This window comes from Streptomyces sp. HUAS TT11 (assembly GCF_051553595.1).
Taxonomy (GTDB): domain Bacteria; phylum Actinomycetota; class Actinomycetes; order Streptomycetales; family Streptomycetaceae; genus Streptomyces.
In genome coordinates this window covers 7,626,203-7,639,095 of record NZ_CP196184.1, presented here as the reverse complement: position 1 = coordinate 7,639,095, position 12,893 = coordinate 7,626,203, and the positions used below count along the sequence as shown (strand labels likewise).

The window sequence follows — 12,893 nt, the reverse complement described above, 5'->3', positions numbered from 1 at the left end:
CCTACCTTGGTCTCACCCTGTCAACGCCCCAGGAAGCGGAGGAACCCCTCTGTGCCCGACATCCGTGTGCCGCGGCGGCGGCGCTTCCTCGTCTGCGAACCCAGACACTTCGCCGTGCAGTACGCGATCAATCCCTGGATGCATCCCGACCTGCAGGTGGACGTGGATCTGGCCCGGGATCAGTGGCAGTCGCTGATCCACGTCTACCGCGACCACGGCCACACCGTGGACACCGTGGAGCCGGTCCCCGGTCTCCCGGACATGGTGTTCGCCGCCAACTCGGCGGTCGTCGTCGACGGCCGTGTCTTCGGCTCCCTGTTCCACGCGCCCGAGCGGCGTCCCGAGTCCCTCCACTACGAGACGTGGTTCAAGGCGGCCGGCTACACCGTCCATCGCCCCGAGTCCGTCTGCGAGGGCGAGGGCGACCTGGTGTGGACGGGCCGCTATGTGCTCGCCGGCACCGGATTCCGTACGACCCGCGAGGCGCATCGCGAGGTCCAGGAGTTCTTCGGGCACCCGGTGATCAGCCTGACCCTGGTCGACCCGTACTTCTACCACCTGGACACGGCGCTGTTCGTCCTCGACGACGACAACATCGCCTACTACCCGGAGGCGTTCTCCCCCGGCAGCCGCGAGGTCCTCGCCCGGCTGTACCCGGACGCGGTGCTCGCCACCCACGACGACGCCATGGCCTTCGGCCTCAACTCCGTCTCCGACGGACGCCATGTCTTCATCGCCCCGAAGGCCGAGGCGCTGGCCGCCCGGCTCACCGAGCACGGCTACGACCCCGTCCCCGTCGACCTGTCGGAGTTCCAGAAGGCTGGCGGCGGCATCAAGTGCTGCACTCAGGAGATCCGCCCATGACCGCACCCGCCCGTACCCGCTCGTCCGCCGAGCTGATCCGTGCCGAGGAGCCGGTCCTCGCGCACAACTACCACCCGCTTCCGGTGGTCGTCGCCCGCGCCGAGGGCGCCTGGGTCGAGGACGTCGAGGGCCGCCGCTACCTCGACATGCTCGCCGGCTACTCCGCCCTCAACTTCGGGCACCGCAATCCGGTACTGGTCGATGCGGCGCACCGCCAGCTGGACCGGCTGACCCTCACCTCCCGCGCCTTCCACAACGACCAACTGGCCGAGTTCGCCGCGTCCCTGGCCGCGCTCACCGGCCAGGACATGGTGCTGCCGATGAACACGGGCGCGGAGGCGGTGGAGAGCGCCGTCAAGGTGGCCCGCAAGTGGGCGTACAAGGTCAAGGGCGTCCCGGCCGACCGGGCGACCATCGTGGTGGCGTCCGGCAACTTCCACGGCCGCACCACGACGATCGTCAGCTTCTCCACGGACGAGACGGCACGCTCGGGCTTCGGCCCCTTCACACCGGGATTCCGGATCGTTCCGTACAACGACCTGGCCGCGCTGGAGGCGGCGGTCGACGAGACGACGGCGGCCGTGCTGATCGAGCCCATCCAGGGCGAGGCGGGCGTGATCATCCCCGACGAGGGATATCTCCCGGGGGTGCGTGCCCTCACCAGCCGGGCGGGGTGCCTGTTCATCGCCGACGAGATCCAGTCGGGCCTCGGCCGCACCGGCCGCACGCTGGCCGTGGAGCACGAAGGGGTCGTACCGGACGTCGTACTGCTCGGCAAGGCGCTCGGCGGCGGCATCGTGCCGGTGTCCGCGGTGGTGGCGGGCCGGGACGTCCTCGGCGTGCTGCGGCCCGGTGAGCACGGCTCGACGTTCGGCGGAAACCCGCTGGCGGCGGCGGTGGGCTCCGCGGTGGTCGGCCTGCTCGAGACGGGCGAGTTCCAGCGGCGGGCGGCCGAGCTCGGTGTGGTGCTGCGCGACGGGCTCGCCGCGCTCGTCGGCAAGGGCGTCGTCGGCTTCCGCTCCCGCGGGCTGTGGGCCGGCGTCGACGTCGACCCCGCGATCGGCACGGGCCGCGAGATCAGCGAGCGGCTCATGCAGGAGGGAATCCTGGTCAAGGACACCCACGGTTCCACGATCCGCCTGGCCCCGCCGCTGACCGTCACGGACGCGGAACTGCGGTCGGCCCTGGAGACGCTGGAGAAGGCGCTGGCGGCCTGACACGGCACGGCGCCCGGGACGGTCGGGAACCGCCCCGGGCGCCGTGCCCGCGTACGGCCCCCGGGCGCGCCCGAATCCGTTTGCGGCGTCCGGGACGGTTCCCCGACAGTGAGCGGATGACCCTCACCGTGCGCCCGGCCGCCCTCGACGACGTGACCGGCCTGTGCGAACTCCTGAACGCCGTCGATCTGGCCGAGATCGGGCGGCCGGAGACCGATCCGCACACCGTCGAGTCCGATCTGCGGCGTCCGGGGGTCGACCTCGCGCGGGATTCATGGGTCGGGGTCGACGGGGACGGCCGGTTCGTGGCGTACGGGCTGCTGTGGGACGTGGCCCGCGGAGAGCGGATCGACGTCGACCTGTACACGCTTCCCGCCGAGGACGCGGCGGGACGTCGGCTGCTGGAGCTGATGGAGGCCCGGGCGGCGCAGAAGGCCGCGGAGAACGGCGCCCCGAGCGCCGTGGTGCACCTGTACCTCAACTCCTCCCCCACCCTGGACACGACGCTGCTCGCCGCCCGCGGCTGGCGGGTGATACGGCGGTTCAACGTGCTCACCCGCCCCTTGTCGGCGGCCGGGGACCCACTGCCCGTGCCGGGCCCGGTGACGGGCGTGACGCCGCGCGAGTGCCGCACGGACGCCGACCGCCGGCGTGTGCACGAACTGCTGGACGCCGCCTTCGCCGACCACTTCGAGTACCACCCGCGCCCCTACGACCAATGGCTGGAGAGTCTCGGCCCCGACCGGACCGACTGGTCACTGGTGTGGATCGCCTCCCTGGCCGGCTTCGGCGACGCGGGCGTCCTCATGGCGAGGAACGACGACACGAGCATGGGCTGGATCCGCCATCTCGGCGTCCTGGAGGCGGCCCGGGGCCGCGGGATCGGCAGCCACCTCCTACGGCACGCCTTCGGCGCCTTCGCGGCCCGTGGGCGGGACACGGTGGGCCTCGGCGTCGACACGCAGAACACCTCCGAGGCGCTGCGGCTGTATCTGCGCCACGGCATGGCCCTGCACTACGCCGTGCACACCTGGCAGGTCGAACTGCCGGTCAGGGCCACAGCCCGGTGAGGTCGAGGGCTTCGGCGGGCGTCCGCGCGTAACCGACGCCGGGCAGATCCCGGCCGTCGGCGTCGACCGGACGCCAGCCGTCGCCGAGCTGCACCACCGGCACACCGCCCCGGCGCATCGCGAGCGCCAGCTCCGAGAAGGTCCCCCAGGATCCGCCGACCACGACGACGGCGTCCCCGCTGTGCACGATGACCGCGTTGCGCGCCTGCCCCATACCGGTGGCGATCGCGACACTCAGATCGGGCCCGGCACCCGTGCGATCGGGGCCCGGCAGCACTCCGACCACCAGGCCGTCGCGGGACCGTGCGCCCGCCGCGACGGCCGCCATCACCCCGCCGTGCCCGCCGCAGATCACCACCGCTCCCCGCTCGGCGAGCAGCCGCCCCAGCTCGTGTGCGAGGTCCCACTCCCGCTCGCCGCACCGCGCCGGTCCGCACACCGCCACCTGCACCGCCATGCCGGCCCACCTCCCGCGGGCACGTTACGCCCGGCGGACCGCCACGGCCCACAGCCTCACCGGGGGTCCCGGTGCCACAAGGGGCCGCGGCCGCGAAGGTCCCCCGCGCGGGTGCATGCCCCGTGCAGGAGGACCGCTCGGCGGTAGGGCCTCCCCCGGCCGCGGGCAAAGCCGGGTGATTCTTCCGCCATGACCTTTCAGAGTCCCGCCGAGCGCGGCGGTCCGCGGCGCGGCAGATTCGAGGAACTCGCGGAGAAAGTCTCCAATTTGACGAGCTCCCCGCTCTTCTTCCTGATCTGCCTGGCCCTGGTCGGCTTCTTCGTCTCGGCCCATGTGGCGAAGCTCCCGCTGGAGTGGCTCCTGCTCGCCGGGGAGTCCATGACGGCGGTCACGCTGCTCCTCCTCGCGCTGCTCAAGAACTCGGAGATGCGGGCAGAGCACGCCGTACAGCGCAAGCTCGACGCGATCGCGCGCATTGCTGGAAATGAACGATGGCAAAGACAGCCCCGCCATGGAACAGCTCAGGGAGTCGATCCGTATGGAGGAGGAGACATAAGGCACCCCGCGTGCCCCGCACTCCGCCGATATGCAGGGGAATCCGACTCGTGCCAGGCTGATCGGGGGCGGAGTTGCGCCCCTGTCTCACCTCGTCGAGGAGTGAGCCGACATGACCGATCGGGAACATGACCGGTACGCGGATGAATCGGGCCACCTCAGGGACATGACAGAGGAGACCCTCGGCGCCCAGGAGCAGGAGCGCCAGGAACGTCAGCACCGGCAGGACGCGCGACGGCAGGACGGCCGCCGGACGGAGGAGAGGACGTTCTCCCTCGAGCAGGGGGACGACGAATACCAGTGACCTCCCGCTCCGCGACATCCACACGCTTCGTGCGGTCCGCCCCGGCGGGCCGCACGAAGCGTGTGCGGCCCGCCCATCTCGCTGCCGGACCGTCAGAAACGGCGCCGACAGGGCGAGTACGGTCCGCCGCGGTTCCGGCGGACCGTACCTGACCCTAGACTCCCCACGACAGTCCGGTTGAGCTGCTAGAACGCGGCGGTGGAGCCGATCCGCTGGAGTGAGGAGCACCCCTTGTTCTACTACCTGCTCAAGTACGTGGTGCTGGGACCCCTGCTGAGGCTGGTCTTCCGGCCGCGCATCGAGGGCCTGGAGCACGTACCGGCGGACGGCGCGGCCATCGTCGCCGGCAACCACCTCTCCTTCTCCGACCACTTCCTCATGCCCGCCGTCCTGAGGCGTCGCATCACGTTCCTCGCGAAGGCCGAGTACTTCACCGGGCCGGGCATCAAGGGCCGCCTCACCGCCGCCTTCTTCCGCAGCGCCGGGCAGATCCCGGTGGACCGCTCCGGCAAGGACGCCGGGCAGGCCGCCATCCGCGAGGGCCTCGGCGTGCTGCGCAAGGGCGAGCTGCTGGGCATCTACCCGGAGGGCACCCGCTCCCACGACGGCCGCCTCTACAAGGGCAAGGTGGGCGTCGCGGTGATGGCCCTCAAGGCCCGGGTCCCCGTGATCCCCTGCGCGATGATCGGCACGTTCGAGGCCCAGCCGCCCGGGCAGGTCATCCCCAACGTCCACCCGGTGGTGATCCGTTTCGGCAAGCCGCTGGACTTCTCCCGCTATGCCGGTATGGAGAACGAGAAGGCCATCCTGCGCGCCGTCACCGACGAGATCATGTACGCCATCCTGTCGCTCTCCGAGCAGGAGTACGTCGACCGGTACGCGGCCGCGGTCAAGGCGGAAGAGGCCCAGGACACGGCACAGAAGGCCGGCAGGTTCCCCAGGATGCCGCTGAGCTGACGCGGCCGGCGCCCCCGGGACACCTCGCCTCTACGGCGAACGGACACCCGCGTGTCCGATTTGGGCTTTTAATTCTCATTGCGGCACTAATTGCTATTTGACTCATTGGGCCCCCTTGAGATGAACTGCCGCTTAAGTGCACGAAGAAAGCGGCATTACTGTTCCCTGAATCACGCCCATTCCCGCTTTGCGTGGAACGTGATGCACTTCACTTACGAAGCCCGCTAGTGCTTTATCCGGTCCTTACTGCCCTGATTTCCCGGGGCAAAGGGGACCCTGAGTGGCTCTGCCCCCACTAGCCTGCTTAGTACAGAGGGTAATTGATTAGTAATTTGCGGCGGCTAAGAATGACTCCGCCGCAGCGCGCCGCTAACCGAAATGCGGGGCTGTTTGTCGACGGGAATCGGCAGCTGCGGACAGGCAATCGCTAGAACGAGGTCCGCACCATGCCTATTCCTGCTTCTCACCGAAAGGCCCGGGTCCGACGACTCGGGGGACGAACCACCGTTGTCGGCATGTTCGCCCTGTGCTGCACGGCCGTGCTGAGCACCGTCCAGGCCAACGCCGCACCCGCCGCCAAGGCTGTGGCCGCAAACTCCGTGCCCACCCACACCGTCCAGAACGGCGACACCCTCTACCGGATCGCCCGCTCCGCGCACGTGCCGGGTGGCTGGCAGGCTCTCGCCGAGGCCAACAAGATCTCCAGCCCCTACACCCTCGTGCCCGGCCAGGTCCTGAACCTCTCCTCGTCGGGCGGCGACTCCGGCTCGTCCGCCCGGTCGTCCGCGGCCACCTACACCGTCCAGCCGGGCGACACGCTGTACCGGATCGCCCACACCTACCAGGTGCCGGGCGGCTGGGAGGCCCTCGCCGAGGCCAACGACATCTGGTCCCCCCACCACCTCGCGATCGGTCAGGTCCTGACCCTTCCCGACGGCTCGACCTCGCCCGACGGGAACTCCGGCGACAGCTCCACCCCCGCGAAGGCCGCCACGTCCACGAAGGACTCCACCCCGGCCAAGGCCGCCACCCCCGCGAAGACCGCCACCCCGGCGAAGGCCGCCACCCCGGCCAAGACCTACGCCAACAACCTGGACGGCTGGATCCGGGAGTCGCTGGCCATCATGGCGCAGCACGGCATTCCGGGGTCCTACAACGGCATCTACCGCAACGTCATGCGTGAGTCCTCCGGCAACCCCAGGGCCATCAACCTGTGGGACTCCAACGCCGCCGCCGGCATCCCCTCCAAGGGCCTGCTGCAGACGATCCAGCCCACGTTCAACGCGTACCACGTGTCCGGAACCTCGTGGGACATCTACGACCCGGTCGCCAACATCACCGCCGCGTGCAACTACGCGTACCACCGCTACGGCTCGATCGACAACGTCAACGGTCCCTACTGACACTCCCTGCGGTGCGCCTGACGGCACCGCAGGGGTACGACGAGGGGGCGGCCGGGATTCCGGCCGCCCCCTCGCGTTTGTGCCCGGTTACGGCTGCGGAGTGGCGTGCGGCGTGCACGTCACGTCGGAGCCGTCGGTCCTGCCGGTGAGCAGGTAGGTGTCCACCCGGTTGTTGATGCACGGGTTGACCAGACCGGTCACGCCGTGGGAGCCCGCGCCCTTCTCGATGATCAGGCGGGAGCCCTTGAAGCGCTGGTGCAGCTCGACCGCGCCGTCGAACGGCGTCGCGGCGTCACGCGTGGACTGCACGATCAGGACGGTCGGCAGGCCCTTGCCGGTCTTCACGTTCACCGGGGTCTGCTGCTTGACCGGCCAGGTGGCGCACGGCAGGTTCAGCCATGCGTTGGCCCACGTCATGAACGGGTAGTCCTTGTGCAGCCGGCTGTTGTCCCGGTCCCACTTCTGCCAGCTCGTGGGCCACTTGGCGTCGGTGCACTCGACGGCCGTGTAGACCGCGTTGCCGTTCTCCGAGGAGATGTTGCCCGCCGTGTCCGACAGGTCGGGCGCGGCCGCGTCGACGAGCGCCTGGGTGTCACCGGCGACGTACTGGCTGAAGACGGTCGCGACCGGCACCCAGGACGAGTCGTAGTACGGGGCGCTCTGGAAGAAGGAGATCAGCTCGGCCGGGCCGACGACGCCGCCGATCGGCTGCTTCTTCGCCGTGGCACGCAGCTGGAGCCACTTCGCCTGCACCGCCGCACGGGTGGTGCCCAGGTGGAAGGAGGCGTCGTTCGTCGCGACCCAGTCCTCCCAGTCCTTCCAGCGGCCCTCGAACGCGACGTCCTGGTCGAGGTTGGCCTCGTACCAGATCTTCTCGCGCGACGGGTTCACCACGCTGTCCACGATCATGCGCCGGACGTGGCCCGGGAACATCGTGCCGTAGACGGCGCCGATGTACGTCCCGTAGGAGACGCCCAGGTAGTTGAGCTTGTTCTCGCCCAGCCCTGCGCGGATGACGTCCAGGTCGCGCACGGTGTTGGGCGTGGTCATCTGCTGCAGCATCGTGCGGCCGGTGCGCTCGAGGCATCCCTGGGCGTACTCACGGGCGAGCTTGCGCTGGGCGGACTTGTCCGCCTCGCTGTCCGGGACCGGGTCCGCCTTGGGCGCCTTGACGAACTCCTGCGGGTCGGCGCAGGAGATGGGCGCCGAGTGGCCGACACCGCGCGGGTCGAAGCCGACGAAGTCGTAGGCCTTCGCCACGTTGGCCCAGATCGGGTTCTTGCCGGTCACCCGGGTGGGGAAGCGCAGCCCCGAGCCGCCCGGTCCGCCCGGGTTGTAGACGAGAGCGCCCTGGCGCTCCTGCTTGGTGCCCGTGTTCCCGATACGGTCGACGGCGAGCTTGATCTGCTTGCCGTCCGGGTGGGCGTAGTCGAGTGGAACGGTGACCCACCCGCACTGGATGGGCTTCACCAGACCCCAGTCGGCCGGGCAGTCCTTCCAGTCGATGCCGGTCCTGGCCGCACGCGCCGCGGCGATCGCGGCGCCGCGCGCCTCCCGGTCCTGGCCGTGGCGCGAGTCGGCGGTGGCCGACGGAGCCGCCACGGCCCCGGCTATCAGCGTCGCCGTGACGAGCGCCCCCGCGGAAGCGAGCGCGGTGACCCGTCGCGTCGGTCTGAATCCCCTCAAGTGGGACCTCCCCCTCCAAGGTTTCCTATGGGTACGGAGATCCTTCCGTCTGTGAGGTCCCTGAGAACAGGGGTCGCTTGACTTTCTTTGCCAATCCGATAAGCGGTACGTCACTCTCCGTTGAGCGGAGAAGAGGACTCAACTCAGGTCGCACAACGCGCCGTCCAGGACGTGGCGCAGGCGCAGCGCGTCGGGCGCGACCGCGGTGACGAGCACGGCGGGTCCGGCGAGCGGGCACAGCGCGGCGTACTCACCGAGCGGTCCTGCCGCCACCGGTGTGTCGGCGAACTCGGGGCGGATCACGAGGAGTTGACCGAGGGCCCGATGTCCGGCCAGCACGGCCGGCCCGTCCCATCCACCGGGGGCGCCGGGCCCGCAGGACAGCTCCTGGTCGAGCAGCGGCCGCCCGTCCAGACGTACGGCGAGTCGGCTGGTGAGCCGCCCTGGTTCCTCGCCGAAGCGGCCGAGGACCTGTTCCTCGCGGTACACGAGACGGGCACCGGAGGCGAGCCGAATGCGTGCGGTGACGGTCAGCCCACTGCCCCGCGCCGAGATCAACTGCTCCGGCAGCCAGTGCAGCTCTCCCCCCGCGGCCACGTCCAGACGGAGCTCGTAGTGGGCCTCCTCCTTGGTCTGCCCGGGCAGGGCGATGGTGGCGGCGGACGAGCCGAGGTGCAGCCGGGCGCCGTCCGCCACCTCCGCCTCGACCGTGAAGTGGTCGCCGCCGAGCGGTCCGCTCATGGCACCGACGAGCAGGACGCGCGCCTCGTCCCCGCTCGCCCGAGTGCGGCGCACTGCGAGCGGCCCCTCGCCCTCGAGCACCGGCAGGGATGTGCCGCCCCGTCCGTCCCCCCGGGCCACGATCCGCGCGGCGGCCCTGACCCCCCTGCTCACGCCGTCCATGCGGCCAGTCGCGCCCGCACCCAGTCGGCGACGGCGGTCACACCCGGCTCGGTGCGCAGTGACTGGAACACGACCGGCAGCTGCGCCCGCTGCGCCTTCGCGTCGGCGGCCATCCGGGCGAGATCGGAGCCGACGTAGGGGGCGAGGTCGGTCTTGTTGACGACGAGCAGATCGGCCGTGGTCACCCCGGGACCGCCCTTGCGCGGAATGTCGTCCCCGCCCGCAACGTCGATGACGAAGATCTGGGCGTCGACGAGCCCCTTGGAGAACGTGGCCGTGAGGTTGTCGCCGCCGGACTCGACCAGGACGAGATCGAGCGGGCCGGTGTCGTCCTCCAGGTCCTCGACGGCCTCGAGGTTGGCCGAGATGTCGTCCCGGATGGCGGTGTGCGGGCAGGCCCCCGTCTCGACGGCGGTGATGCGCTCGGGCGGCAGTACGGCCTCACGCAGCAGGAAGGCGGCGTCCTCCCGGGTGTAGATGTCGTTGGTGACGACACCGAGCGACACTTCGTCGCGCAGGGCGCGGCACAGTGCGGCGACGGTCGCCGTCTTGCCCGAACCCACCGGCCCGCCGAGCCCGATCCGCAGGGCACGGCGGGTGCCGTCCGGCCGGCGGGCGTCGGCGCCGACGCCCGCCGGGCCGTCGTGCACATGGTCGAGATGCATGGTTGCGGCTCCTGTTCAGCCGGGGTCGGCCGGCATCGGCCGTCCGACGCCCGGGGGCGGGACGGCAAGGTCGGTGGAAGGTCTCGGGCGGGGTCCGGGTCAGGACGCGAACAGACGTACGGGCCACGCGGCATGTGCTTCGGCGCCGATCTCGAGGAGCGGGGCGGAGGCCGCGGGCAGGGCGTCGGCCCCTTGGTCCAGCACCCGGTACGCGGCCCGGACGGCCCGGTCGGCGACCCGGTCCATCTCGGGCGCCAGCCGCGCCAGCACGGCCGTGGCCTCGAAGGGATCCAGGCCGAGCAACCGCACCGTCGCGGTGGCCGGTCCGCCCACGCACTCGTACGCCGCACAGTGCGCCGCGTCCGCCGCCCCGAGCCCGGCGGCCCGTGCCACCAGCCCCAGCACGACGGGTTGGTGCGCTCCCTTGGGGAACTGCCGTGCCACCGCGTCCAGTTCCGGGCCGGGCCACGCCGGCCGGGCGGCCCGCAACAGCTGCCGTCCCAGCCTGCGGGCGGCGGCACGCAGGGCGGGCGACGGCGACCGGGCGTCCGCGGCCTCGTCCAGGACGGCGGGGTCCGCGCCGAGTGCGGCCGCCGCGGCCAGCGCGGCCGACACCAGCCCGGTCGTGTGCAGACGCCCTCTGCAGAACTCCTCCAGACTCGCGGCCCCGGTGATCCGTCCGGCGCGCACGGCCGCCTCTGCCCCGCCGGAGTGTGCGTGCCCGCCGGCGGGGAAGCGGCCGTCGGCCAGGACGAGAAGCGCTGCCCTGGACATCAGAAGAGGAAGTACCGCTGGGCCATGGGCAGTTCGGCGGCAGGCACCGCCTCGACCAGTTCCCCGTCGATGTGCACGGCGAAGCTGTCCGGGTCGATCCGCACCTGCGGACGTGCGTCGTTCTCGCGCATGTCCGCCTTGGTGACCCGGCGTGTCGACTCGATGGCCACGAACTTCTTGCCGAGCGAGAGCCGTTCGGGCAGTCCGTCCTCGATCGCCGACGGTGCCACGAAGTTGACCGAGTTCGACGCAGGAGCCCGCCCGATCGCCCCGTACATCGGCCGCGGCAGAATCGGCTGCGGGGTGGGGATGGACGCGTTGGCATCGCCCATCTGCGCGTAGGCGATCTGGCCGCCCTTGATGACGAGATGAGGCTTGACGCCGAAGAACGCCGGTTCCCACAGGACGAGGTCGGCGAGTTTGCCGGTCTCGACGGAACCGATCTCATGGGCGAGGCCCTGGGCGAGCGCCGGATTGATGGTGTATTTGGCGACATAGCGACGCACTCGGCGGTTGTCCGCGCGACCGTCACCCGGGAGCGCGCCGCGCCGCCGCTTCATCACATGGGCCGTCTGCCAGGTCCGCATGATCACCTCACCGACCCTGCCCATGGCCTGGGAGTCGGAGGAGATGATCGAGATCGCGCCCAGATCATGAAGGATGTCCTCCGCCCCGATCGTGGAGGGCCGGATCCTGGATTCGGCGAACGCCAGGTCCTCAGGCACCGCTGGGTTCAGGTGGTGGCACACCATCAGCATGTCGAGGTGCTCCTCCGCCGTGTTGACGGTGAACGGACGAGTCGGGTTCGTCGAACTGGGCAGCACATGCGGCTCGGACACCACCGTCATGATGTCCGGAGCGTGGCCGCCGCCCGCCCCCTCCGTGTGGTACGCGTGTATGCCGCGCCCGTTGACGGCGGCGAGGGTGTCGCCCACGAAACCGGCCTCATTGAGCGTGTCGGTGTGGATGGCCACCTGGACGCCGGTGCGCTCGGCGACGGTCAGGGCAGCGTCGATGACGGCCGGCGTGGAGCCCCAGTCCTCGTGCAGTTTCAGCCCGAGTGCACCGCCACGGATCTGGGAGAGCATCGCGTCGTGCGAGACGGTGTTGCCCTTGCCGAGGAGACCGAGGTTGACCGGGTACTGCTCCATCGCCTCCATCATCCGGGCCAGGTGCCAGGGACCGGGAGTGACCGTGGTCGCCTTCGAGCCTTCCGCGGGTCCGGTGCCGCCGCCGACGAGGGTGGTGATGCCCGAGGCGAGCGCCTCTTCCGCCACCTGCGGGCAGATGAAATGGACATGGGCGTCGACGGCGCCGGCCGTGACGATCCGCCCGTTGCCCGCGATGATCTCCGTCTCGGGGCCGATCACCAGGTCCGGATGCACTCCGTCCATCGTGTCCGGATTGCCGGCCTTGCCGATGGCGCTGATCCGGCCGTCGCGGATGCCGATGTCGGCCTTGACGACCCCCCAGTGATCAACGACGACGGCACCCGTGACCACGGTGTCCGGGGTCCCGTCCGCACGCGTGGCGCGCGACTGGCCCATGGACTCACGGATGACCTTGCCGCCGCCGAACACGGCCTCGTCCCCGGCGAGTCCGGGCCCGCCGGAGCGGTCCTCCTCGATCTCGACGATCAGATCGGTGTCGGCGAGCCGGATGCGGTCCCCCGTGGTCGGCCCGAACAGATCGGCGTACGCGGCACGCGAGATCTCAGGCATCGAGGGCACCTCCGGTCTCTCCGCGCAGGCCGGGCACCACACGGGCGCCCCCGATCGGGACGAGTTCGACGGCGACGGGGATTCCGGGCTCGAAGCGCACCGCGGTGCCGGCCGCGATGTTCAGCCGTCTGCCGTGTGCGGCGGCCCGGTCGAACTCCAGGCCGGGGTTGGCCTCGGCGAAGTGGTAGTGGGATCCGACCTGGACGGGCCGGTCGGCGGCGTTGAGGACGGTGAGCCGCGTGACATCGAGGCCCGCGTTGCAGAGCACGGGCTCGTCGGCGAACAGGATCTCTCCGGGGATCATGGCCGCTCCCTGG

The 12,893-nt window shown here is 70.8% G+C and carries 14 protein-coding genes; 7 read left to right on the top strand and 7 right to left on the bottom strand.

The features are described 5' to 3' along the window. Positions 1 to 51: 51 nt before the first annotated feature. The 3 genes from ddaH to ACSHXN_RS34270 all read left to right on the top strand — a co-directional run bounded on the left by ddaH (position 52) and on the right by ACSHXN_RS34270 (position 3,151). Positions 52 to 864, top strand: a complete 813-nt coding sequence (gene ddaH / locus ACSHXN_RS34280; RefSeq protein ID WP_331268245.1) for a dimethylargininase — start codon at positions 52 to 54, stop codon at positions 862 to 864. Beyond that, complete coding sequence (rocD, locus tag ACSHXN_RS34275) at positions 861 to 2,081, top strand: ornithine--oxo-acid transaminase (RefSeq protein ID WP_438304871.1); 1,221 nt, start codon at positions 861 to 863, stop codon at positions 2,079 to 2,081. Before ddaH ends, rocD begins: the two co-directional genes overlap by 4 nt. A gap of 116 nt (positions 2,082 to 2,197) precedes the next feature. After that, a complete protein-coding gene (locus tag ACSHXN_RS34270; RefSeq protein WP_356111184.1) occupies positions 2,198 to 3,151 on the top strand; it encodes a GNAT family N-acetyltransferase in 954 nt (317 codons plus the stop codon). On the opposite strand, the gene ACSHXN_RS34265 is transcribed toward ACSHXN_RS34270, so the two are convergent. After that, positions 3,132 to 3,608, bottom strand: a complete 477-nt coding sequence (locus tag ACSHXN_RS34265; protein WP_355132717.1) for a TIGR00725 family protein — start codon at positions 3,606 to 3,608, stop codon at positions 3,132 to 3,134. The two genes, ACSHXN_RS34270 and ACSHXN_RS34265, sit on opposite strands and share 20 nt — an antisense overlap. Positions 3,609 to 3,797: 189 nt before the next feature. Here ACSHXN_RS34265 and ACSHXN_RS34260 point away from each other — a divergent pair, with 189 nt between their 5' ends. The 4 genes from ACSHXN_RS34260 to ACSHXN_RS34245 all read left to right on the top strand — a co-directional run bounded on the left by ACSHXN_RS34260 (position 3,798) and on the right by ACSHXN_RS34245 (position 6,827). Further along, positions 3,798 to 4,295, top strand: coding sequence for a low affinity iron permease family protein (locus tag ACSHXN_RS34260; protein ID WP_438304868.1), 498 nt, complete (start codon positions 3,798 to 3,800; stop codon positions 4,293 to 4,295). After that, positions 4,276 to 4,467 carry a hypothetical protein gene (locus tag ACSHXN_RS34255; RefSeq protein WP_355132721.1) on the top strand — a complete coding sequence of 64 codons (192 nt, stop codon included), beginning with the start codon at positions 4,276 to 4,278 and terminating at the stop codon, positions 4,465 to 4,467. Before ACSHXN_RS34260 ends, ACSHXN_RS34255 begins: the two co-directional genes overlap by 20 nt. A gap of 231 nt (positions 4,468 to 4,698) precedes the next feature. Then, positions 4,699 to 5,424, top strand: coding sequence for a lysophospholipid acyltransferase family protein (locus ACSHXN_RS34250; RefSeq protein ID WP_438306519.1), 726 nt, complete (start codon positions 4,699 to 4,701; stop codon positions 5,422 to 5,424). A gap of 515 nt (positions 5,425 to 5,939) precedes the next feature. Then, positions 5,940 to 6,827 (top strand): LysM peptidoglycan-binding domain-containing protein, encoded by an 888-nt coding sequence (locus tag ACSHXN_RS34245; protein ID WP_355132723.1) that lies wholly within the window; start codon positions 5,940 to 5,942, stop codon positions 6,825 to 6,827. Between the two features lie 87 nt (positions 6,828 to 6,914). On the opposite strand, the gene ACSHXN_RS34240 is transcribed toward ACSHXN_RS34245, so the two are convergent. From ACSHXN_RS34240 to ACSHXN_RS34215, 6 genes are all read right to left on the bottom strand, one after another. Continuing rightward, positions 6,915 to 8,513 (bottom strand): alpha/beta hydrolase, encoded by a 1,599-nt coding sequence (locus ACSHXN_RS34240; RefSeq protein WP_438304866.1) that lies wholly within the window; start codon positions 8,511 to 8,513, stop codon positions 6,915 to 6,917. Between the two features lie 138 nt (positions 8,514 to 8,651). Next, positions 8,652 to 9,416 carry an urease accessory protein UreD gene (locus ACSHXN_RS34235; protein WP_355132727.1) on the bottom strand — a complete coding sequence of 255 codons (765 nt, stop codon included), beginning with the start codon at positions 9,414 to 9,416 and terminating at the stop codon, positions 8,652 to 8,654. Continuing rightward, on the bottom strand, positions 9,404 to 10,081 hold the full coding sequence (gene ureG, locus ACSHXN_RS34230; protein WP_355132729.1) for an urease accessory protein UreG: 678 nt from the start codon (positions 10,079 to 10,081) through the stop codon (positions 9,404 to 9,406). The genes ACSHXN_RS34235 and ureG overlap by 13 nt, the downstream gene beginning before the upstream one ends. A gap of 99 nt (positions 10,082 to 10,180) precedes the next feature. After that, on the bottom strand, positions 10,181 to 10,855 hold the full coding sequence (locus ACSHXN_RS34225) for an urease accessory protein UreF (protein WP_355132731.1): 675 nt from the start codon (positions 10,853 to 10,855) through the stop codon (positions 10,181 to 10,183). Next, entirely contained in the window at positions 10,855 to 12,576 is a 1,722-nt protein-coding gene (locus tag ACSHXN_RS34220) for an urease subunit alpha (RefSeq protein WP_355132733.1), read from the bottom strand. Before ACSHXN_RS34220 ends, ACSHXN_RS34225 begins: the two co-directional genes overlap by 1 nt. Further along, complete coding sequence (locus tag ACSHXN_RS34215; protein ID WP_355132735.1) at positions 12,569 to 12,880, bottom strand: urease subunit beta; 312 nt, start codon at positions 12,878 to 12,880, stop codon at positions 12,569 to 12,571. The genes ACSHXN_RS34220 and ACSHXN_RS34215 overlap by 8 nt, the downstream gene beginning before the upstream one ends. Between the last annotated feature and the right edge of the window lie 13 nt (positions 12,881 to 12,893).

Coding starts and splice junctions, on each gene's coding strand:
- ACSHXN_RS34215 (WP_355132735.1), bottom strand. CDS start 12,880: ATGATCCCCGGAGAGATCCTGTTCGCCGACGAGCCCGTGCTCTGCAAC.
- ACSHXN_RS34245 (WP_355132723.1), top strand. CDS start 5,940: ATGTTCGCCCTGTGCTGCACGGCCGTGCTGAGCACCGTCCAGGCCAAC.
- ACSHXN_RS34255 (WP_355132721.1), top strand. CDS start 4,276: ATGACCGATCGGGAACATGACCGGTACGCGGATGAATCGGGCCACCTC.
- ACSHXN_RS34260 (WP_438304868.1), top strand. CDS start 3,798: ATGACCTTTCAGAGTCCCGCCGAGCGCGGCGGTCCGCGGCGCGGCAGA.
- ACSHXN_RS34220 (WP_355132733.1), bottom strand. CDS start 12,576: ATGCCTGAGATCTCGCGTGCCGCGTACGCCGATCTGTTCGGGCCGACC.
- ACSHXN_RS34225 (WP_355132731.1), bottom strand. CDS start 10,855: ATGTCCAGGGCAGCGCTTCTCGTCCTGGCCGACGGCCGCTTCCCCGCC.
- ACSHXN_RS34270 (WP_356111184.1), top strand. CDS start 2,198: ATGACCCTCACCGTGCGCCCGGCCGCCCTCGACGACGTGACCGGCCTG.
- ACSHXN_RS34265 (WP_355132717.1), bottom strand. CDS start 3,608: ATGGCGGTGCAGGTGGCGGTGTGCGGACCGGCGCGGTGCGGCGAGCGG.
- ACSHXN_RS34235 (WP_355132727.1), bottom strand. CDS start 9,416: ATGGACGGCGTGAGCAGGGGGGTCAGGGCCGCCGCGCGGATCGTGGCC.
- ureG (WP_355132729.1), bottom strand. CDS start 10,081: ATGCATCTCGACCATGTGCACGACGGCCCGGCGGGCGTCGGCGCCGAC.
- rocD (WP_438304871.1), top strand. CDS start 861: ATGACCGCACCCGCCCGTACCCGCTCGTCCGCCGAGCTGATCCGTGCC.